Consider the following 20,567-nt stretch of genomic DNA (forward strand, 5'->3'; position numbering starts at 1 on the left):
CAAGGGGTGTAACTCGATGTGTCTACCCGGCCAGCATTTGCCTACACAAAAAACAGCGAGGAATAATCCATGCTCGAAGTCATTAACGACTTCCTCTCAGGGAAAGTACTGATCGCGCTCATTGTCGGGCTCGGTAGCTACTTCACGATCCGCTCGCGTTTCGTTCAACTGCGTCACTTCTTCCACATGTTCGCGGTGTTCCGTGACAGCCTCAAAAGCAGCGCCGGGCAACTCAGTTCGTTCCAGGCCCTGATGCTCAGCCTCGCCGGCCGCGTCGGTGCGGGCAACATTGCCGGTGTCGGCATCGCCGTGACCCTCGGTGGGCCTGGGGCGGTGTTCTGGATGTGGGTGACTGCACTGGTCGGCATGTCCAGCAGCTTCTTCGAATGTTCCCTCGGCCAGCTTTACAAACGCACCGATTCGGACGGTACGTTCCGTGGCGGCCCGTCCTACTACATCCAGCACGGCCTGCAAAAACGCTGGCTGGGGATGATCATGGCGTTCCTGCTGCTGATCACCTTCGGCTTCGCTTTCAACGGCCTGCAATCCCACGCCGTAACGCACTCGCTGAACAACGCGTTCGGTCTGGACACGACCTACACCGGCATCGGCCTGGCCGTACTGCTGGGCCTGGTATTCATCGGCGGGATCAAGCGCATCGCCAAGGTCGCCGACCTGCTGGTACCCGTGAAAACCCTGGTTTACATCGGTGTGACCATCTATGTGATCGTGCTGCAGTTCGATCAAGTGCCGGGCATGCTGATGACCATCGTCAAAAGTGCCTTCGGCCTCGACCAGGCTTTCGGCGGGCTGATCGGCAGCGCGATTATCATGGGCGTCAAGCGTGGCGTGTTCGCCAACGAAGCGGGCCTCGGCAGCGCGCCGAATGTGGCGGCGGTTGCGTCGGTCGAGCACCCGGTGGCACAAGGCGTGGTGCAGGCGTTCAGCGTGTTCCTCGACACCTTCGTGATCTGCACCTGCACCGCGCTGCTGATCCTGCTCTCGGGTTTCTACACCCCGGGCTTCGAAGGCGACGGCATTGCCCTGACCCAGAACTCGCTGGCCGCCGTGGTCGGTGACTGGGGCCGGATGTTCATCTCCGTGGCCCTGGCGTTGTTCGTGTTCACCTCGATCCTCTACAACTACTACCTGGGCGAGAGCAACCTGCGCTTTTTGATCGGTGAAAACCGCAAGGCGCTGATGGGCTATCGAGCACTGGTACTGGTGCTGATTTTCTGGGGCGCCATCGAAAACCTCGGCACGGTATTCGCCTTCGCCGACATCACCATGACCATGCTCGCGTTCGTCAACCTGATCGCGCTGTTCCTGCTGTTCAAGGTCGGCATGCGCATCCTGCGTGATTACGATGACCAGCGCGCCGCGGGCATCACCACACCGGTATTCGATTCGAGCAAATTCCCGGATCTGGATCTGGACCTGAAAGCCTGGCCGGCTAACCCGCCAGCCTCCGCCACCAAGGCTGAGGCTGAACCACAAGGCGTACCCGCAGCGCAACGCTGATCGGTTAAAGTGCATCTTCCCTTGCGGGAGCGAGCCTGCTCGCTCCCGCAAGGGAAGTCATTGTTCTCGGAGAGTCTCCATGAATTCCTCGACTTACCCTGCCGCCCAGCACGTCATGGTGCTCTATACCGGCGGCACCATCGGCATGCAGGCCAGCGCCCATGGCCTGGCCCCGGCATCCGGTTTCGAAGCGCGGATGCGAGAGTATCTGCACAGCCAACCCGAGCTGGTGGTGCCACAGTGGCGCTTTCGCGAGATGTCGCCGCTGATCGACAGCGCCAACATGACCCCGACGTACTGGCAGCAGTTGCGTGAAGCGGTGGTCGATGCGGTGGATGTTCAGGGCTGCGACAGCGTGCTGATCCTGCATGGCACCGACACTCTGGCCTACAGTGCCGCCGCCATGAGCTTCCAGTTGCTCGGCCTGCATGCCCGCGTGTGTTTCACCGGTTCCATGCTGCCGGCCGGCGTCACCGATAGCGACGCCTGGGAAAACCTCGGCGGCGCGCTGGTTGCGCTGGGCCAGGGCCTCGCGCCGGGCGTGCACCTGTACTTCCATGGCGAACTGCTGGACCCGACCCGTTGCGCCAAGGTACGCAGTTTTGGCCGTCATCCGTTCAAGCGACTGGAACGTCAGGGCGGTGGTGTGAAAGTGCCTTCGCTACCAACACAGTTGATTTACAACCAACCCAGACAATTGGCGAACGTCGCGGTGCTGCCACTGTTTCCCGGCATTAGCGCCGAGGTGCTGGATGGCTTGCTCGACAGCGGCATTCAGGGCCTGGTACTGGAGTGCTACGGCAGCGGCACCGGCCCGAGCGACAACCCCGGGTTTCTCGCCAGCCTTGGCCGTGCACGGGACAACGGCGTGGTGGTGATTGCCGTTACCCAATGCCATGAAGGCGGTGTGGAGCTGGATGTCTACGAGGCAGGCAGCCGGCTGCGTGGAGTTGGCGTGCTATCCGGTGGCGGCATGACCCGTGAGGCGGCGTTTGGAAAGTTGCATGGCTTGCTGGGAGCCGGACTCGAAACTACCGAGGTTCGCCGTCTCGTTGAACTCGACCTCTGCGGCGAATTGAGCTGACACACCACAAATCCCTGTAGGAGCGAGCCCGCTCGCGAAGGTCGTTAACGATAACGCTGGAAGCCTGGCACCCCGCGGCGCTCTCTGGCTTTTCGCGAGCAAGCTCGCTCCTACAGTTTCCAGCGCTCGGCATATAACTTGCTGTGTTCCAGCTATCCCAAGGCTGGAAGCCGCCATGCTCCATTCCCACCTCACAACCCTTAACGCGGTCTCCCTGGTACTCGATGCCTTCAAGGCACAAGGCTTGTCCAGCGAAGCACTGCTGGCCGGAAGCGGCATCAGTGCGGCGGATCTGAACCGTGCCGACACGCGCATCACCACCAATCAGGAAATGCAGGTCTGTGCCAACGCCGTCGCCCTCAAGCGTGACATCGGCCTGGAACTGGGCAGGCGGATGCACGTTTCCTGCTACGGCATACTCGGTTACGCCCTGCTCACCAGTGCCACCTTCGGTGACGCTTTGCGCCTGGCGATGCGTTATCCGGCGCTGCTGGGAACACTTTTCGAACTGAGCCTTGAAGACGATGGCGAGCGCATCTGGTTCGCCGCCGCCGATTACCGCGAGAGCCCGGCCATGGCGGTGTTCAACGCCGAGTTCTGCCTGGTGTCGCTGAAAGTCACCTGCGACGACCTGCTCGGCCATCCTCTGCCCTTGCTCGGCGCACGCTTCGAACATGCCGCGCCCGACTACGAAACAAGCTACGCCGAACACTTCGATTGCCCCTTGCACTTCGGCGCGCGCAACAATGCCTTCGCCTTTGACAAGCGCTGGCTCGACCAGCCGTTGCCGCTGGCCGATGTGATCACCCATCAAGCCATGGCCGAACGCTGCCGCAAACAGAACATCGAGTTCACCGGGCGCCAGGCCTGGCTCGGGCGGATTCGCCAATTGCTGAGCGTGCAATTGAATGCGGCGCCGGGGCTGGAGGGCCTGGCCGAGCAGATGAATTGCTCGGCGCGGACCTTGCGTCGTCATCTCAAGGACATGGGTTGCAGCTATCAGGAGTTGCTCGACGAACTGCGCTTTGAGCAGGCCAAGCAAATGCTGTGTGAGGATCAACTGCCGATCTATCAAATCGCCGAGGCCCTGGGCTTCAGCGAGACCGCCAGTTTTCGCCATGCCTTTGTGCGCTGGAGCGGTGTCGCGCCGAGTCAGTTCAGGCCGCACTGACAACCCCCGCTCCCACAGGGTCTGCATTTCACGCCCAAGGTCGGCGCACCATCGTGCCATCAAGGGGCGAATTTCGGTCAGATGTTTTGGCCATATCGATCCCCTTTTGGCCTTTCCTGCCGTTCTCCTAAACCCTGCGCGCCGCAAGACTGTGTTCAACCGAATCAGCCTGCGGAGAACAAGAAATGCTGACGATCTACTCGGATGATCACCACCTGCACCACGGCCGTTGTGAATTGATCGATGGTCAACTCAAGCCCTGCTTCGAGATGCCTTCGCGTGCCGACCACGTCCTGCAACGGGTAAAAAACCAGGACCTGGGCCCCGTCGAAGCACCGAAGGATTTCGGCCTGGAGCCCATCGCGCGCATCCATAGTCGCAACTATCTCGAGTTCTTCAAAGGTGCCTGGGCACGCTGGACCGAATTCAACACCGATGGAGACCTGCTGCCCTACACCTGGCCGGCCCGCACCCTGCGCCGCGTCAAGCCCACCAGCCTGCACGGCCAGCTCGGTTACTACAGCTTCGACGGCGGCGCCCCGATCACCGCTGGCACCTGGCAGGCGGCGTACAGCGCAGCGCAAGTGGCGCTGACCGCCCAGGCGGAAATTCAGCGCGGCGCCCGCAGTGCCTTCGCCCTGTGCCGTCCACCAGGACACCACGCCGCCAGCGATTTGATGGGCGGTTATTGCTACCTCAACAACGCCGCCATCGCAGCGCAAGCGTTCCTCGATCAGGGTCACAAAAAGGTCGCGATCCTCGACGTCGACTATCACCACGGCAACGGCACCCAGTCGATTTTCTACGAGCGCAGCGATGTGCTGTTCACCTCGATCCACGGTCACCCGGAAGCCGAGTTTCCGTTCTTCCTCGGTTATGAAGACGAGCTGGGCGAAGGTGCCGGTGAAGGCTTCAACTTCAACTATCCGTTGGCCGCAGGCTCGGGCTGGGACACCTGGAGCGCGGCGCTGGAGCAGGCCTGCAAGGAGATCGACGACTACGGTGCCGACATCATCGTCGTGTCCCTGGGCGTCGACACCTTCAAGGACGATCCGATCTCGCAGTTCAAGCTCGACAGCCCGGATTACCTGGCCATGGGCAAGCGCATCGCGGCGCTCGGTAAACCGACGCTGTTCGTGATGGAAGGCGGTTATGCGGTGGAAGAAATCGGCATCAACGCCGTGAACGTACTCGAAGGCTTTGAAAGCGCTCAGTGAGGAAAACAACAATGAACAGACTCAAGCGCTTTATCGCTCCCGCACTGTGCGCCACGCTGCTCGGTGGTGCCGTGCACGCTGAAGAACGCACGCTGCGCGTCTACAACTGGTTCGACTACATCACCCCCAAGGCCCTGGAAGACTTCAAGGCGCAGAACGCTCAGACCAAACTGGTCTACGACATCTTCGATACCAACGAAGCCCTCGAGGCCAAGCTGCTGACAGGCAACTCCGGCTACGACGTGGTGGTGCCGTCCAACGTGTTCCTCGCCAAGCAGATCGAAGCCGGCGTGTTCCAGCCACTGGATCGCAGCAAGCTACCAAACTGGAACCACCTCGATCCCAAGCTGATGAAGCTGATCGAGGCCAACGACCCGGGCAACAAGTTCGCCGTGCCTTACATGTACGGCACCATCCTGATCGGCTTCAACCCGGACAAGGTCAAGGCGGTGCTCGGCGACAACGCCCCGGTGGACAGCTGGGACCTGATCTTCAAGGAAGAGAACATCAGCAAGCTCAAGCAGTGCGGCGTCGCCCTGCTCGACTCGCCGTCGGAGATCCTGCCGCTGGCCCTGCAACACCTGGGCCTGGACCCCAACAGCAAAAAGCCTGCGGACTACGACAAGGCTGAAGCGCTGTTGATGAAGATTCGCCCATACATCACCTACTTCCACTCGTCCAAGTACATGGCCGATATCGCCAATGGCGACATCTGCGTCGCCGTCGGTTACTCCGGCAGCTTCTCCCAGGCCGCCAACCGCGCCAAGGAAGCCAAGAACGGTGTGGTCGTCGACATGCGCCTGCCCAAGGAAGGCGCGCCGATCTGGTTCGACATGCTCTCCATCCCGAAGGGCGCGAAGAACCCGGAAGACGCCTACACCTTCATCAACTATCTGCTGCAACCCCAGGTGATCGCGCCGGTCAGCGACTTCGTCGGTTACCCGAACCCGAACAAGGACGCCACGGAACTGGTCGACCCGGCGATCCGCAATAACCCGAACCTGTACCCGACCGAAACGGCGATGGGCACGCTATACACCCTGCAACCGCTGCCGCGCGATGCCGAACGTGCGCGGACCCGGGCCTGGACCAAGATCAAGTCCGGAACCTGACAACCGCCTCGTTCCCGTCGTCATCGAGACCTGCGTTTGCGCAGGTCTTTTTTTGCCCGCGCTTCAGCCAGCACGCCACACTGTCCGCAACCGTTGCAATGCCGCCTCGATCGCCTTTTCGGGCACCGCGGCAAAACCCAGCACCAGACCGGCGCGTTGATCCATCGGGGTTGCGGACTCCGGCAGCCAGTAACTGCTCAAGCCGTTGACCTCGACATCGACACTGCCCGCCAACTCAATCAACTCACGTTCACGTGCCACGCTGTCGACCCGTACTGTCATGTGCAACCCCGCGGCAACAGTGGGCAACTTGCCGATGCCTGGAATATCCGCAGGCCAACCATTGAGCAACGCATTGCGCCGACTCAGCGCCGCACGCCGCATACGCCGGATGTGACGCTGGAAATGCCCGGCCGCCATGAACTCGGCCATGACCGCCTGGGTGCTGACTTCAGAATGCCGTACGTCCACCGCGCGCCGTTGTGCAAAGGCCTGCACCAGCCCCGGCGGCAGCACCAGATAACCAAGACGCAACGCCGGAAACGCGACCTTGCCGAACGTGCCGACATACAACACCCGCCCGTGACGATCGAGCGCAGCCAAAGGTGCCAGTGGCGCGCCGCTGTATCGGTACTCGCCATCATAGTCATCCTCGACGATCCAGCCTTGGGTGCGCTCGGCCCAGGCCAGCAACTCCAGACGCCGCGCCAGGCTCATGACCACGCCGGTGGGGTACTGATGTGACGGTGTGACATAGGTCAGCCGACAATCATCGAGCCCTGTCAGTTCGCTGCAATTGATGCCCTCGCTGTCCACTGACACCCCGTGCAGTCGCGCCCCCGCCACGGCGAACGCATGCCCTGCCGCCCGATACCCCGGGTTTTCAATCGCCACACCGTCGCCCGGTTCCACCAGCAGCTGTGCACAAAGGCTGATTCCCTGCTGCGCGCCACTGGTGATCACAATTTGTTCAGCCGTGCACTGCATACCCCGCGAGCTGCGTAGATACGCCGCAATCATCCCCCGCAAGCGCGCATCGCCTGCCGGGTCGCCGTAGCACAACTGCTGGAAATCCGGTTTACGCCAGAACGCCGCATTCAGCTTGGCCCAGACCTCGAACGGAAACAGATCGAACGCCGGAACACCGACCCGAAAAGCCCTGGGCGGACCACTGGGCGGCATGGGTAAATGGTTCTTTTCAACGCGGGTCAAGGCGTCCCTGTGGGTAACTTTGCTGGATGAATCCACAGGTAAATCAAGCCAATTTGTGGATAAAGCTGTGGGTAAGCCTGTTGAAAACCCTGTTGATACTTTTGTGGATAGTTTTTTTGCCGGCAAGGTTGCCTGGGGTAATTGCGCGACGTAAGTCCCGTCGCCTACCCGCCCCTCGATAAACCCTTCAGCGTAAAGCTGATCGTAGGCGCGCACTACACTGTTGCGGGAAATCGCCAGGGCGGCAGCCAGATCCCGACTGGCCGGCAGACGCGTGCCGCTGGCCAGTCGCCCGTCGAGCACCCGCATCCGCAATGCCTGATAGAGCTGCCGACTCAGCCCCTGGCGACGATCAAGCTCGATACCCGCCGGATTGAAGGTCAAGGACAGTGGTTCGCTAGTCATCGCAATGGACCTATGAAATTGGTCATTAATGGCTCTTACAACAGACCAATAGCCTGCCTAGGATGCAGACATTCGCCAAGGAAAATATCGCCATGTACACGCCACGTGCTTTTGCCATCGACGAGTTGTCCCAACTGCATGAACTGATCCTCGCCACCCGTCTGGCCATATTGGTGACTCACGGTGAAAGCGGCCTGCAAGCCAGCCATGTACCGGTGCTGCTGCATTGCGAACAAGGCTCGAACGGCACGTTGTACGGGCATCTGGCCAAAGCCAATCCACAGTGGAAAGACCTGCGCGACGGCGCCGAAGCCCTGCTGATTTTTGCCGGTGCCGACGCCTACGTCAGCCCCGGCTTCTACCCGAGCAAGGCCGAACACGGCAAAGTCGTGCCAACCTGGAACTACGTCGCCGTACACGCCTATGGCCGAGCCGAAACCTTCAGCGATGGCGGGCGGCTGCTCGACATCGTCAGCACCCTTACCGATCGTCATGAAGCTGGCCGCGCCCAACCGTGGTCAGTGGCCGATGCCCCCGCCGATTACATCGACGGCATGCTCAAGGCCATCGTCGGTTTCGCCATTCCCATCGACCGCCTGGAAGGCAAGCGCAAGCTCAGCCAGAACCGCAGCCCCGCCGACATCGACGGCGTACGCAAAGGCCTGGCCGCCAGCCCCGACGTCAACGACCAAACCCTCGCCCAATTGATGCGCTAAGGAAGTCACCATGAGTCAAATCGAGATTCGCCAGGTCACCGTCGGCGATCACGCGGCCTGGTTGCCGCTGTGGCAAGCCTACCTGCGCTTCTACAAAACCGAACTGCCGGATGCCGTTACCCAAAGCACCTGGCAGCGCATGCTCGAACCGAACGAACCGACCCACGCGGCCCTCGCCTGGGCCGATGGCAAAGCGGTGGGCATGGTGCATTTCATCTACCATCGTTCGAACTGGGCCATCGAAAACTCCTGCTACCTGCAAGACTTGCTGGTGGTCCCGCAAACCCGTGGCACCGGCGTCGGCCGCCAGTTGATCGAGTTCGTCTACACCACGGCCAAGGCCGACGGCTGCAACAAGGTCCACTGGCTGACCCACGAAACCAATGCCACCGCGATCCAGCTCTATGAGCGCATCGCCGAACGCCCTGGTTTCATCCAGTTTCGCAAAGCCATCTAGGTTCAAGGAGAACAGCATGTCGATTTCACTCGCCAACTGGAAAGGCGTCCCGGCCCCCACGACTCAACTGATCGAAGGGCGTTACATCTGCCTGGAAAAACTCGACCCCGCGCGACACGGCGACGAGCTGTTCAAAGCCCTGCAAGGCCCCGGCGCCGACCCGAAACTCTGGGACTACCTGCCTTACGGCCCCTTCCCGGAGCGCAGCGTCTTCAACGACTGGCTGAACAACCACGCGGCCAGCAGCGACCCGTATTTCTTCAGTGTGATCGACCGCGCCAGCGGCGAGGTCCAGGGCATTCTCAGCCTGATGTCCATCGTCCCGGCCCAGGGCCGCATCGAAATCGGCCACGTCACCTTCGGCGCCCCGATGCAGCGCTCGCCGAAAAGCACCGAGGCGGTTTACCTGCTGGCCAGGGAATCCTTTGCCCTGGGCTACCGTCGCCTGGAATGGAAGTGCAACAACGCCAACGCCCGATCCAAATACGCGGCCGAGCGACTGGGCTTCAGTTTTGAAGGGGTGTTTCGTCAGCACATGGTGGTCAAGGGCCAGAACCGTGATACCGCGTGGTACTCGATTCTGGATTCGGAATGGCCGGCGATTGGTGCGGGGTTTGAGCGCTGGTTGAGCGATGAGAACCAGAGTGATTCGGGACAGGTAAAAACGCTTTCCGAGTGCCGCGGCTAATCAATTGAGGATCAACAACGCCTGATCTCTGTAGGAGCCGGCAAGCCGGCGCCTACAAATGATCGGTGCTGATTCAGCTGATATCACGTCGAACTCGTACCACTCCCATCTTCAATCCAAACGGGCGGAAGACTGCATTAAGTGACTTCAGCGTCTGATTTCCTTCCCCATGCTCGATATGCACCAAAGTGCGAACCGAGATTTTGCACATCTTGGCAAATTGAGTCTGATGCAGGCCGGTCACTTCCACTCGCAGGCGCCGGACGGCTTCACCTATTTCAATCGAGCCTTGGGTGAGTCCTTCTTGAATGTTTTCTATGAGCACCGTGCGCTCGGCAACGGTCATGCTCATTTCAGATCCCACTCTTTCAAACGTTGCTCCAGATTTTTCAATGCAATGCGCGGGTGATTCATCGTCGTGGCGGGCAATCCGCTGGCGGTCAAAATATCGGGAAGTGCCACCAAACGTTGTGCATCCTCCCGCAAGCGCTCGAAAGAGTCTGGCGCGTCAGCCAACGCTGCCAATGGATCTTCCGGATCAGCGATATCCGCCAATGCTCGACAGACTCCACGCCAATCGACATCGCCTGCCCTCTCCAACTCTTTTGGCCACTTGGTCGTGCGGGTCACACCTTCGTCATCCATCACCATTGGCGCCAAATCATAAATCGGTGCCAAACGAAACGAGTCTATATCCCGGATAATTGCGGTGTTGCGGCCATGGTTATCCGAGTTACCGAGGATTTTGTTGAGCAGATCCCGACGCAGGTAATCGGCAACAAGATCCGGAATCCGATCCGCCTGCCCCACTTCGCGCCAGAGCCCGGCAAGCATGCGGATAACCTCCATGTGGTTCATCGCACTTCCAGGCTTGGTGACATTCGCCAGCGAATAAATCGACTCTACCGCCAAACGCTCTATACCCTGGACTGTCACCTGACGATCAAAACGCTGCATCCACAAGCTGGGTTTGGTCGCTTCCTCTAACGCCAATCCTTCCTCAGCGACTGTTTCGATACCCAGCGCCTGGAGAGCTTTGTAGTAGTGGTATTCGCTTCGCAGGATATCTTGATCAGTCTGGTTACCTTTATTGCGGGCAAACTTCACAAACCAATGTTGGGTGACATCCCGGTCTTCCAGCACTGCGTCCGGATACAAGAGGCCGGTCTTGTTTTCGGCCAACAAAAGCTTCGGTGCCTCACCTCCGGCGCCTGTCGCACCGCCAATCGCAGCGCCCAGCTCATAGGCGTACTCGAGAAACCGGTTGTCTCGATTGATGACATCCTGACGTTCAAACCCAATAGGCTCACGCTCATCAACCGCCTCGCCAGATTCTTTGATTCGCATGTTGCCGATAGGTGCCGGTGTACTCCTGCCCAACAGGTAAAGGTCGGCACTGATGTCAGCGGGTTTGTCTTGCCCTACGCGTGCGAGAAGAAATCGTTTTGCAGCTCCGGCAGGTGCAATGTCATGCACGAATGCTGGCGCGTTGGATCGCCGACCTTCCCAATCCAATGGGAATCTTGCACTCACAGCCTTGGAGAACGGGGATCCGATGGCTTCATGGTTATCGACGAGATAACCCGTTTCGTAACCAAAATTGCACCGACTTTCGAAACCCTTTTCAGGGTTATCAAAGCTCAAGACCATAGCGTCGGACCATTCACCCGCCGTAAAAATTTGCAATGTCAGGTTGTACATGCTTTTCCACCTGCATTTAAATGCATTTCTTGAAGAGCTTCACCAAGTATAAACGCAATATAATGCATCCAAGCCAAATCAACAGCATTGGCATACGTAATAAAATGCATACGAAAGGTAATTCCTCGCCGTAAAACTGCAAAATAATGCAGCTTTAGCAGTGACGCCTAGGTGCTGTCGGGAAGACATCAGAAAAAATGCGCGCTTCCAGGAAAGGAGTTGCAAGGCATAAAAAAAGGGGAGCACATGCCCCCCCGAGGTTTAAAGCGTTGAATCGAGTCTGTTAACTCAGCCTTCGATCTCGATCAGGATTTCGCCCGGGTTCACCCGGTCGCCCTTGGCCACGTGAATGGCGGTGACTTTGCCGGCGATGGCAGCCTGGACTTCGGTTTCCATCTTCATCGCTTCGGTGATCAGTACGGCCTGGCCTGCCTTGACGGTGTCGCCTTCCTTGACCAGCACATCGACGATGTTGCCCGGCATGGTGGTGCTGACATGGCCCGGCGCGCTGGCCTGCTTGCGCTTGCTGCTGCCGCCGCCGACGAACTCGTTGAGCGGCTCGAACACCACTTCTTCCGGCATGCCGTCGATGGACAGGTAGAAGTGACGCTTGCCTTCGGACTTGACGCCCACACCGGTGATATCGACGCGGTAGGTCTCGCCGTGAACGTCGATGACGAACTCGGTCGGCACGCCTTCGCCGCCCACCGAAGCCACCTTTCCGGCTTCCGGAATCGGCAACAGCACTTCAGGTGTCAGGGTTCCAGCCGCTCGCTCTTCGAGGAACTTGCGACCGATGTCCGGGAACATGGCGTAGGTCAGCACGTCTTCTTCAGACTTGGCCAGTGCTCCGATATCGGCGCGCAGCTTGGCCATTTCCGGCTTGAGCAGGTCGGCTGGGCGAACGTCGATCACTTCTTCGCTGCCGATGGCCTGGCGACGCAGTTGTTCGTTCACGGTGCCCGGCGCTTTGCCGTAGCCGCCTTGCAGGTACAGCTTCACTTCGTTGGTGATGGTCTTGTAGCGCTCGCCGGCCAGCACGTTGAAGAACGCCTGGGTGCCGACAATCTGCGAAGTCGGGGTCACCAGCGGCGGGAAGCCGAGGTCTTCACGCACACGCGGGATTTCCGCCAGCACTTCGCTCATGCGGTTCAGGGCGCCCTGCTCTTTCAACTGGTTGGCCAGGTTGGAAATCATCCCGCCCGGCACCTGGTTGACTTGAACACGGGTGTCGACCGCCGTGAATTCGCTTTCAAACTGGTGGTACTTCTTGCGCACGGCGTAGAAGTACAGACCGATCTCTTGCAGCAGCTCCAGGTTCAGGCCGGTGTCGAACTCGCTGCCCTTGAGGGCCGCGACCATCGACTCGGTACCCGGATGGCTGGTGCCCCAGGCGAAGCTGGAGATCGCGGTGTCGATGTGATCGGCACCGTTTTCGATAGCCTTCATCTGACACATCGCGGCCAGGCCAGCGGTGTCGTGGGAGTGAATGAACACTGGCAGCGATTGCTCGGCTTTCAATGCCTTGACCAGTTCGCCGGTGGCGTACGGGGTCAGCAGGCCCGCCATGTCCTTGATCGCCACCGAGTCGCAACCCATGGCTTCCATTTGCTTGGCCTGGTTCACGAAGGCCTCGATGGTGTGCACCGGGCTGGTGGTGTAGGCGATGGTGCCCTGAGCGTGTTTGCCCGCCGCTTTTACCGCTTCGATGGCCACGCGCAGGTTACGCACGTCGTTCATGGCGTCGAAAATACGGAACACGTCGATACCGTTGACTGCAGCCTTGGCAACGAAAGCTTTGACCACGTCGTCGCTGTAGTGGCGGTAGCCCAGCAGGTTCTGGCCGCGCAGGAGCATTTGCAGGCGAGTGTTAGGCAATGCCGCGCGCAGCTGGCGCAGACGCTCCCACGGGTCTTCTTTCAGGAAACGTACGCAGGCGTCGAAGGTCGCGCCGCCCCAGCATTCCAGCGACCAGTAGCCAACTTTGTCGAGCTTGTCGCAGATCGGCAGCATGTCTTCGGTGCGCATGCGGGTCGCGAGCAGCGATTGGTGGGCGTCGCGCAGGATTGTGTCGGTAACGTGGATTTGTTTGCTCATTGTTCTATTCCTCACAGGCCTGCGTGGGCGGCGATGGCGGCGGCGATGGCCAGGGCCAGCTCTTCGGGTTTGCGCTTGATCGAGTAGTTGGTTAGTTCAGGGTGGCTTTCAACGAAGCTGGTGTTGAACTGGCCGCTACGGAATTCCGGATTGCGCAGGATTTCCTGGTAATACGCGGCGGTGGTCTTGACCCCTTGCAGACGCATGTCGTCGAGGGCGCGCAAGCCACGGTCCATCGCTTCTTCCCAGGTCAGCGCCCACACCACCAGTTTCAGGCACATGGAATCGTAGAACGGTGGAATGGTGTAACCGGTGTAGATCGCCGTGTCGGTACGCACGCCAGGACCACCGGGTGCGTAGTAACGGGTGATCTTGCCGAAGCTCGGCAGGAAGTTGTTTTTCGGGTCTTCGGCGTTGATCCGGAATTGCAGCGCGAAACCGCGGTGTTGAATATCTTCCTGCTTTACCGAAAGCGGCAGACCGGAGGCGATGCGGATCTGCTCACGGACAATGTCGATGCCGGTGATTTCTTCGGTGATGGTGTGCTCCACCTGCACCCGGGTGTTCATCTCCATGAAGTACACCTCGCCCTCGGCGAGCAGGAACTCCACGGTGCCGGCGTTCTCGTAACCCACGGCCTTGGCTGCACGCACTGACAGGTCACCGATGTAGGCACGCTGTTCCGGGGTCAGTTGCGGGCTCGGGGCGATCTCGATCAGCTTCTGATTGCGGCGCTGGATCGAGCAGTCACGCTCGAACAGGTGCACCACGTTGCCGAAGCTGTCGCCGAGGATCTGCGCTTCGATGTGTTTCGGATTGACGATGCATTTTTCCAGGAACACTTCCGCCGAACCAAATGCCTTGGTGGCCTCGGAAATGACCCGCGGGAAAGCCTGTTCGAGTTCTTCGCGGCTGTTGCAGCGACGAATGCCGCGGCCGCCACCACCGGAGGTGGCCTTGAGCATCACCGGGTAACCGATGCGATCGCCTTCGGTCAGGGCCTCTTCGATGCCCGAGACATTGCCTTCAGTGCCTGGAGTCACCGGCACGCCCGCCTTGATCATGCTGCGACGGGCTTCGGTCTTGTCGCCCATGCGGCGAATGACTTCAGCCGATGGACCGATGAATTTGATCCCGCGCTCGGCGCAGATCTCCGCCAGTTCGGCGTTTTCCGAAAGGAAGCCGTAACCGGGGTGCAACGCATCACAGCCGGTTTCCACGGCCAGGTTCACCAGCTTGCGCGGGTTCAGATAGCCGGCCAGCGGCTCGGCACCAATGCTGTGGGCCTCGTCTGCACGCTTCACATGCAAGGCATGACGGTCGGCGTCGGAATAGATCGCGACCGAGCGAATGCCCATTTCGGCGCAGGCACGCACGATTCGTACGGCAATCTCACCACGGTTGGCGATCAGGATCTTTGTTATCACTTGGAAATTCCCTTGAGCCGGTGGTACCCACGACCTGCTAGACCAGGTCGACGCGTGACCAAATGTTTCAATTTGGTCGCAGGTCCACACTAGCGCCCACAAGGGATTAACAAAAATGAATAATTATTGGGCCGCGCATAAGTAAAGACTTATAGTTGATTCTCCAGCCAGCGACGAGAGTGACCAGATAATGCGTAAGTCATTGATGCGCATGACTTTGCGGCAATTGCAGATCTTCAACGAGGTCTGTGATTTGCGGTCGTACAGTCGCGCGGCCGAGGAAATGTCGCTCACACAACCTGCCGTCAGCCTGCAGATTCGTCAACTTGAAGAGCTGATTGGCCAGCCTTTGTTCGATTACGTCGGCAAAAAACTCTACATGACCGAAGCGGCTGAAGCGTTACAGCGGGCCAGCCGGGATATTTTCGGACGCCTGGAAAACCTCGACATGCAGCTGTCCGACATGCAGGGCTCGCTGCAGGGGCAACTGAAACTGGCGGTGGAATCCAGCGCCAAGTATTTCGTACCGCACTTGTTTGCCGCTTTCAAACGCCAGCACCCGGAGGTGAACCTGCAACTGACGGTGGTCAATCGCGGCCAGGTCATTCGGCGTTTGTCGGACAACCGCGACGACCTGGTGATCATGTCCATGGTGCCCCAGGACATGGGCCTGGAATTCCTGCCATTCCTGAACAACCCGATCGTCGCCGTGGCGCCACCGGATCACCCGCTGTGCCATATGGGGCCGCTACGCTTGCAAGATCTCGAGCCCTACACACTGCTGCTGCGTGAGCCAGGCTCCGGGACACGGCTTGCTTGCGAAGAATACTTCAAAGAGAAACGCGTGCACTTCAACCAGACTCAGGAAGTCTCGTCTGCCGAAGCCCAGCGTGAATGTGTACTGGCAGGCCTGGGCGTTGCGCTGTTGACGCGCCACGCCCTGAACCTTGAGCTGGCAACCGGTGGGCTGATCGAGCTACCCGTCGAAGAGCTGCCACTGTTTCGCAGTTGGTGCCTGGTGCAGGCCAAGGCGAAACGCCTGTCACCGGTGGCTCACGCCTTCCTGGCGTTTATCCGTAGCGAACGGCTTCAAATCAGCGCGCTGGTTGAGCGTTTCGACGGGAAGTCGAGGGAGTTGCCTGCCAGAAGTTGAGTTCCAACTCTGGAAAATCGCCAATTTCGGCCAGAAGCTGACGGCGTTCGCAGCGATCTTCAATGGCGCGGCGAAATTCCATGCGGCGCTGATCTTCTTGCTGACGACGGGTTTTGACAGCGCTGTTGCGTTCTTCGTAAGGCATGGCCATTTCGAGTCTCCCAAGGCGAGTACGGGAGTTTCAGGATAGGCGCCGGGGATGACGGTTTGGCGGCTTGGGCGTTACAGACTGATGAAAGCTGTCGCCACTCACCGTGGCGAGGGAGCTTGCTCCCGTTCGGCTGCGCAGCAGTCGCAGACCGTTAAATGCAATTCGAAAGACATACCACGGTGAATGACTTTGGGGCCGCTTCGCTGCCCAGCGGGAGCAAGCTCCCTCGCCACAGAAATCGCGTCGGCTTCAATCAGTCGTCCAGCGCCTTCACCGACTTGGGCGACAACCGCAAGCTGCGCAGGCTGCGCTTGACGCTCTTGAGGTGGTTGACCAGGCTCGGACCACGCGCCATGGCCACGCCCATCGCCAGCACGTCGATCACCACCAGGTGGGCGATACGCGACGTCAGCGGCGTATAGATTTCAGTGTCTTCATGCACATCGATCGCCAGATTGACCGTAGACAGCTCGGCCAATGGTGTCTGGCTCGGGCACAAGGTGATCAGCGAGGCACCGCTTTCGCGCACCAGGTTGGCGGTGATCAGCAGGTCCTTGGAGCGCCCGGACTGGGAAATGCAGATCGCCACGTCGGTTGGCTTGAGCGTCACGGCAGACATCGCCTGCATGTGCGGGTCGGAATACGCCGCAGCGGTGAGCAGCAAGCGGAAGAACTTGTGCTGGGCGTCCGCCGCGACCGCACCGGAGGCGCCGAAGCCATAGAACTCGACGCGCTGGGCCTGGGACATGAGCGTCACGGCCCTCTGCAATTCCAACGGATCGAGTTTCTCGCGAACCTCCATCAGCGTATGCAGGGTGGTGTCGAAGATTTTCAGGCTGTAGTCGGCGACCGAGTCATCTTCATGGATCGCAAACTGACCGAAACTCGCACCTGCCGCCAGGCTCTGGGCCAGCTTCAGCTTCAGGTCCTGAAAGCCGGAACAACCGATGGCACGGCAAAAACGCACGATGGTCGGCTCACTGATGCCCACGCTGTGGGCCAGGTCAGCCATGGAGCTGTGCATCACGGCCGCAGGATCAAGCAGCACGTGGTCGGCGACCTTGAGCTCCGACTTGCGTAACAGGTGGCGAGACTGGGCGATGTGTTGCAGCAGATTCAAAGGGCTGGACTCTTTGTTATTGGCAGGTGCCGGGGATGTAGCACGCTTGTAGTTATACTACATGAATCGGCTTTTTGCCTGCTCAATGCGTAACCGGATCCCTCGATTTCAGGTGCCCGCGCTTCATGTAGCACTTCTGGTGCATGTCCATATGCGCCGGCTGCGCGTTTTAAAGGTCAAAAGCACCTTGAGGCATTAAATGGAACGACCAGGAACATAAATAGCTTCCTGGTCAGCTTGCAGCTTGCGCATGCAGCAAACCTGCCAACGTCTCGGCCTCGACCGGGCGGCTGATCAAATAGCCCTGCACTTCATCGCAGCGCTCGGCTTTCAGGAACTCAAGCTGTTCTCCGCGCTCCACCCCTTCTGCCACGACCTTCAGCTTCAGACCGTGAGCCATGGCAATGATGGCCCGGGTAATCGCCGCGTCTTCGCTGCCCTCACCCAGGCCACGGATAAACGCCTGATCTATCTTCACGTAATCCACGGGGATGCGCTTGAGATAGCTTAGGGATGAATAGCCTGTACCAAAATCATCGATGGCCAGTTTCACCCCGAGATCACGCAACTGCTGGAAGGTTGCGATGATGTGTTCGACGCTGTCCAGCAACTGGCTTTCGGTGAGCTCCAGCTCCAGGTAGCGTGGCTCCAGCCCGGTTTCCTCCAGCACTTGGCGCACCAGGCTGACCAGTTTGCCCTGTCGCAATTGATGCACCGACAGATTGACCGACACACGAATCGCTTCGAGCCCCTGTCGCTGCCACTCACAGGCTTGCCAGCAGGCCTGACGCAACACGAACTCACCGATCGGGCCGATCAATCCGGTTTCTTCAGCCAGACCGATGAAATCCCCCGGCGGCACGCGGCCCATGGTCGGATGATCCCAACGCACCAACGCCTCGGCGGCATTGAGCTTGCCCGTGGCAAGGCACAGCTTGGGTTGGTAAAACACCTTCAGCTGTTGCTCTTCGACGGCCTTGCGCAAATGGTTTTCCAGTTGCAAACGCTCCAGCGTGCTGGCTTGCAGACTGTCGGTGTAAAACTGGAAATTATTGCCACCCAGGTGTTTGGCGTGCTGCATGGCCATGTTCGACTGACTGACCAGTGCAGATATTTCCCGAGCGCTGTCCGGCAACAAGCTGATACCCATCGACGCGCTGACCACCAGTTCATGCCCCTCAATGGTCAACGGCAAACGCAACTTGCTCGCCAGACGAGTCGCCACCCGGGCAAGGCTCGAAAGGTTGCCGTAGGCGTTGAACAGCACGGCAAATTCGTCACCGGACAAGCGCGCGATGGTGTCTGCCTCAGGCAATGCATTTACCAGTCGCCGGGCCATTTTCTGCAATAACTGATCGGCGACTTCATGCCCGAGGCTGTCGTTGAGTTGCTTGAACCGATCGAGATTGATGTGCAGCAACGCCAGGCTGCGATAACCGCCCTGTCTCACGCGCTGGTGAGCCTCGCTGAGTCGCTCACGGAACATCGAGCGGTTGGCCAGACCGGTAAGTTCGTCGTAATGGGTCAGATAGCGCATTCGTTCTTCGGATTCCCGGCGGGCGGAGAGATCAGCGAAGAAACCCACAATATGGCTGACATTACCCCGGGTATCGCGCACAGCATTCAGTTGCAGCCATTGCGGGTAGATCTCGCCGTTCTTGCGGGTTTCCACCAATTCGCCCTGCCAACTGCCTTGCTGCTCCAGCGCTTGATGTATTGCGGCGTAATGCCGACGCGCATCGCGACTGCATGGCAACTCAACGACATTGCGTCCGATCATGTCCTCGATGTCATAGCCGGTCACTCGACTGAAGGCTTGATTGACCGCGATCAAGGCGTAGTTCGGATCGAAAATCACGATCCCTTCGCTGGCCGCCTCGAACACGGTCGCCGCCAGTTGCCGCTGCTCTTCCAGGCCTTTGCTGACGCTGATGTCGCGGCGAGTGCCGACCATGCGAATCACCCGGCCGTTCTCGGTACGCTCGACCGCCCGCCCACGGTCCTCGATCCAGACCCAGTGGCCGTCGCCATGCCGTACGCGATACTCGATTTGGTAGTCCTCGGTGCGGCCCTTCAAATGCTCGACCAGCGCCCTTTTCAGCGCAGGAAGATCCTCGGGATGAAGGCGCGGCTTGAGGTGCCGCAGTAATGCCGTGACCTGTTCCGGCTCCAGCCCGAACAATTCCTGAATCTGTGTGTGATGGACTTCGTCGGTTTGCAGATTCCAGTCCCACAACCCCAACTCGCTGGCCTTCAAAGCCAATGCCAGACGCGCCTCACTCTTGCTCAGCGCCTGGTTGGCGGCGTCCAGTTCCAGGCTGCGCTGAGCGACACGGTTTTCCAGATCGATCTGAATCTCCCGCAACTCGTCCTCGGCCCGTCGACGCTGTTCTATTTCCTTGGCCAGCTTCTGATTGAGCTGATCACTGCAGCTTTGCGCCTGCTGAAGATGCTCGATCAGGGCCTGATTCTGAAAGCGTCGCATCAAGCCGCGATCGATCAAGCGATTGACCTGCCAGGCAACCACGCTCAATGCACCGAGCAGAATCAGCCCGAACCAGCCCCAACCTTGCAGCTGTTCGTCTCCCCCCAAAAACATATAGGCGATGGCCGGCAACAGGCAGGGCAAGGTGAAAGACAGAAAAGCCGGCAAACTGACTGCATAAGCCACGCTGGCCGAGAGCGCGGCGGCGCCGATGAGGCCGAAGACCCAGGCTTGCTGAATGAAGTTATCGGCGGGAGCCAGAGCAATGCCGGCACCAGCCAGGGTCAGACCGGTGAGGCCGGAGCCCAGCCAAAACATCCGTCGCCAAATGGGATGGGCCTGTCGATTGGGAATGGCCGAGTCGAAGGCTGCGACCTGAATCACCCGTAATGCCACCAGTGACAACAACCACACCAGCCAGACACTGACCAGGAAGTAGCGCTGCGGACTCCAGAGCAAACCGGCGCAGACCAGGCCATTGATCAGCATGAACAACGTGGGCAGCAGCGAGCCCTGATACAACAGGCGCGTGCGTTCGACCGCCATTTCCATGGCGTACTGTTTACGAATCTCCCGGGGTTCCACAGTGGGGCCCGACAGGTCGACGCTGAGGGTCATAGGCGATGTTCTTGTTCTTATAATGATGAGCATGAGCCCGAAACTGCTCGGAGCATACACAAGCAATTGCCCGGACCAAACTGCTGCTGATCAATAAATCGCCAAATTTTTCAGCCGCCGATGCCCCGGAAAACGCTGAAGACACGCCCTGCCAACGCCTGCAGCCGATGACCGACCGGTCGTCCTTCGCATAACTTTCATCGGCTAAAGCGAAGTGGAGTTTGCCCGGTGT

Annotated in this window: 17 protein-coding genes; 9 read left to right on the forward strand and 8 right to left on the reverse strand. The window is 59.5% G+C overall.

The genetic code is table 11. From position 1 onward, the window contains the following. Positions 1-69 precede the first annotated feature (69 nt). The 5 genes from RS887_RS25315 to RS887_RS25335 all read left to right on the forward strand — a co-directional run bounded on the left by RS887_RS25315 (position 70) and on the right by RS887_RS25335 (position 6,105). Positions 70-1,521, forward strand: a complete 1,452-nt coding sequence (locus tag RS887_RS25315) for an alanine/glycine:cation symporter family protein (RefSeq protein ID WP_322617521.1) — start codon at positions 70-72, stop codon at positions 1,519-1,521. 79 nt (positions 1,522-1,600) lie between these two features. Then, positions 1,601-2,605, forward strand: coding sequence for an asparaginase (locus tag RS887_RS25320; protein WP_322617522.1), 1,005 nt, complete (start codon positions 1,601-1,603; stop codon positions 2,603-2,605). A gap of 175 nt (positions 2,606-2,780) precedes the next feature. After that, positions 2,781-3,776 carry an AraC family transcriptional regulator gene (locus tag RS887_RS25325; RefSeq protein WP_322617523.1) on the forward strand — a complete coding sequence of 332 codons (996 nt, stop codon included), beginning with the start codon at positions 2,781-2,783 and terminating at the stop codon, positions 3,774-3,776. A gap of 185 nt (positions 3,777-3,961) precedes the next feature. Next, the gene (locus RS887_RS25330; RefSeq protein ID WP_322617524.1) at positions 3,962-4,993 is read left to right on the forward strand and encodes a histone deacetylase family protein; all 1,032 of its coding nucleotides are present in this window, start codon (positions 3,962-3,964) and stop codon (positions 4,991-4,993) included. A gap of 11 nt (positions 4,994-5,004) precedes the next feature. After that, the gene (locus RS887_RS25335; RefSeq protein WP_322617525.1) at positions 5,005-6,105 is read left to right on the forward strand and encodes a polyamine ABC transporter substrate-binding protein; all 1,101 of its coding nucleotides are present in this window, start codon (positions 5,005-5,007) and stop codon (positions 6,103-6,105) included. Positions 6,106-6,168: 63 nt separating this feature from the next. Here RS887_RS25335 and RS887_RS25340 read toward each other — a convergent pair whose 3' ends face one another. Then, the gene (locus RS887_RS25340) at positions 6,169-7,722 is read right to left on the reverse strand and encodes a PLP-dependent aminotransferase family protein (protein ID WP_322617526.1); all 1,554 of its coding nucleotides are present in this window, start codon (positions 7,720-7,722) and stop codon (positions 6,169-6,171) included. A gap of 92 nt (positions 7,723-7,814) precedes the next feature. Here RS887_RS25340 and RS887_RS25345 point away from each other — a divergent pair, with 92 nt between their 5' ends. The 3 genes from RS887_RS25345 to RS887_RS25355 are packed head-to-tail and all read left to right on the forward strand — an operon-like array spanning position 7,815 to position 9,583. Beyond that, complete coding sequence (locus tag RS887_RS25345) at positions 7,815-8,438, forward strand: FMN-binding negative transcriptional regulator (protein ID WP_322617527.1); 624 nt, start codon at positions 7,815-7,817, stop codon at positions 8,436-8,438. Between the two features lie 10 nt (positions 8,439-8,448). Then, positions 8,449-8,895 (forward strand): GNAT family N-acetyltransferase, encoded by a 447-nt coding sequence (locus tag RS887_RS25350; protein ID WP_322617528.1) that lies wholly within the window; start codon positions 8,449-8,451, stop codon positions 8,893-8,895. 16 nt (positions 8,896-8,911) lie between these two features. Next, a complete protein-coding gene (locus tag RS887_RS25355) occupies positions 8,912-9,583 on the forward strand; it encodes a GNAT family protein (RefSeq protein WP_322617529.1) in 672 nt (223 codons plus the stop codon). 73 nt (positions 9,584-9,656) lie between these two features. On the opposite strand, the gene RS887_RS25360 is transcribed toward RS887_RS25355, so the two are convergent. The 4 genes from RS887_RS25360 to RS887_RS25375 form a co-directional block, all read right to left on the reverse strand. Then, on the reverse strand, positions 9,657-9,935 hold the full coding sequence (locus RS887_RS25360) for a helix-turn-helix domain-containing protein (RefSeq protein WP_085716166.1): 279 nt from the start codon (positions 9,933-9,935) through the stop codon (positions 9,657-9,659). Further along, positions 9,932-11,284: a HipA domain-containing protein gene (locus tag RS887_RS25365; RefSeq protein ID WP_322617530.1), complete on the reverse strand. Its 1,353-nt coding sequence runs from the start codon at positions 11,282-11,284 to the stop codon at positions 9,932-9,934. Before RS887_RS25365 ends, RS887_RS25360 begins: the two co-directional genes overlap by 4 nt. A gap of 288 nt (positions 11,285-11,572) precedes the next feature. Further along, positions 11,573-13,381 carry a sodium-extruding oxaloacetate decarboxylase subunit alpha gene (gene oadA, locus RS887_RS25370; protein WP_008018313.1) on the reverse strand — a complete coding sequence of 603 codons (1,809 nt, stop codon included), beginning with the start codon at positions 13,379-13,381 and terminating at the stop codon, positions 11,573-11,575. 11 nt (positions 13,382-13,392) lie between these two features. Beyond that, positions 13,393-14,808, reverse strand: a complete 1,416-nt coding sequence (locus RS887_RS25375; RefSeq protein WP_007971702.1) for an acetyl-CoA carboxylase biotin carboxylase subunit — start codon at positions 14,806-14,808, stop codon at positions 13,393-13,395. 190 nt (positions 14,809-14,998) lie between these two features. Between RS887_RS25375 and RS887_RS25380 the strand changes: the two genes are divergently transcribed. Continuing rightward, positions 14,999-15,961, forward strand: coding sequence for a LysR family transcriptional regulator (locus RS887_RS25380; protein WP_057396559.1), 963 nt, complete (start codon positions 14,999-15,001; stop codon positions 15,959-15,961). Here RS887_RS25380 and RS887_RS25385 read toward each other — a convergent pair. The 3 genes from RS887_RS25385 to RS887_RS25395 all read right to left on the reverse strand — a co-directional run bounded on the left by RS887_RS25385 (position 15,903) and on the right by RS887_RS25395 (position 20,335). After that, positions 15,903-16,112 (reverse strand): PA3496 family putative envelope integrity protein, encoded by a 210-nt coding sequence (locus RS887_RS25385; RefSeq protein WP_008018316.1) that lies wholly within the window; start codon positions 16,110-16,112, stop codon positions 15,903-15,905. The two genes, RS887_RS25380 and RS887_RS25385, sit on opposite strands and share 59 nt — an antisense overlap. A 253-nt stretch (positions 16,113-16,365) precedes the next feature. After that, positions 16,366-17,232: a transcriptional regulator HexR gene (gene hexR, locus RS887_RS25390; protein WP_007954250.1), complete on the reverse strand. Its 867-nt coding sequence runs from the start codon at positions 17,230-17,232 to the stop codon at positions 16,366-16,368. Positions 17,233-17,464: 232 nt separating this feature from the next. Next, positions 17,465-20,335, reverse strand: a complete 2,871-nt coding sequence (locus RS887_RS25395; protein WP_322617531.1) for a putative bifunctional diguanylate cyclase/phosphodiesterase — start codon at positions 20,333-20,335, stop codon at positions 17,465-17,467. Positions 20,336-20,567: the final 232 nt, after the last annotated feature.

Origin of the sequence: Pseudomonas sp. BIC9C (genome assembly GCF_034541995.1) — a bacterium.
In the GTDB taxonomy this organism is placed as follows: Bacteria; Pseudomonadota; Gammaproteobacteria; order Pseudomonadales; family Pseudomonadaceae; genus Aquipseudomonas; species Aquipseudomonas fluorescens_CC.

Bases quoted from the DNA above. Each gene is read 5' to 3' on its own strand.
- RS887_RS25315 (WP_322617521.1), top strand. From the start codon at position 70: ATGCTCGAAGTCATTAACGACTTCCTCTCAGGGAAAGTACTGATCGCG.
- RS887_RS25320 (WP_322617522.1), top strand. From the start codon at position 1,601: ATGAATTCCTCGACTTACCCTGCCGCCCAGCACGTCATGGTGCTCTAT.
- RS887_RS25325 (WP_322617523.1), top strand. From the start codon at position 2,781: ATGCTCCATTCCCACCTCACAACCCTTAACGCGGTCTCCCTGGTACTC.
- RS887_RS25330 (WP_322617524.1), top strand. From the start codon at position 3,962: ATGCTGACGATCTACTCGGATGATCACCACCTGCACCACGGCCGTTGT.
- RS887_RS25335 (WP_322617525.1), top strand. From the start codon at position 5,005: ATGAACAGACTCAAGCGCTTTATCGCTCCCGCACTGTGCGCCACGCTG.
- RS887_RS25340 (WP_322617526.1), bottom strand. From the start codon at position 7,722: ATGACTAGCGAACCACTGTCCTTGACCTTCAATCCGGCGGGTATCGAG.
- RS887_RS25345 (WP_322617527.1), top strand. From the start codon at position 7,815: ATGTACACGCCACGTGCTTTTGCCATCGACGAGTTGTCCCAACTGCAT.
- RS887_RS25350 (WP_322617528.1), top strand. From the start codon at position 8,449: ATGAGTCAAATCGAGATTCGCCAGGTCACCGTCGGCGATCACGCGGCC.
- RS887_RS25355 (WP_322617529.1), top strand. From the start codon at position 8,912: ATGTCGATTTCACTCGCCAACTGGAAAGGCGTCCCGGCCCCCACGACT.
- RS887_RS25360 (WP_085716166.1), bottom strand. From the start codon at position 9,935: ATGAGCATGACCGTTGCCGAGCGCACGGTGCTCATAGAAAACATTCAA.
- RS887_RS25365 (WP_322617530.1), bottom strand. From the start codon at position 11,284: ATGTACAACCTGACATTGCAAATTTTTACGGCGGGTGAATGGTCCGAC.
- oadA (WP_008018313.1), bottom strand. From the start codon at position 13,381: ATGAGCAAACAAATCCACGTTACCGACACAATCCTGCGCGACGCCCAC.
- RS887_RS25380 (WP_057396559.1), top strand. From the start codon at position 14,999: ATGCGTAAGTCATTGATGCGCATGACTTTGCGGCAATTGCAGATCTTC.
- RS887_RS25385 (WP_008018316.1), bottom strand. From the start codon at position 16,112: ATGGCCATGCCTTACGAAGAACGCAACAGCGCTGTCAAAACCCGTCGT.
- RS887_RS25395 (WP_322617531.1), bottom strand. From the start codon at position 20,335: ATGACCCTCAGCGTCGACCTGTCGGGCCCCACTGTGGAACCCCGGGAG.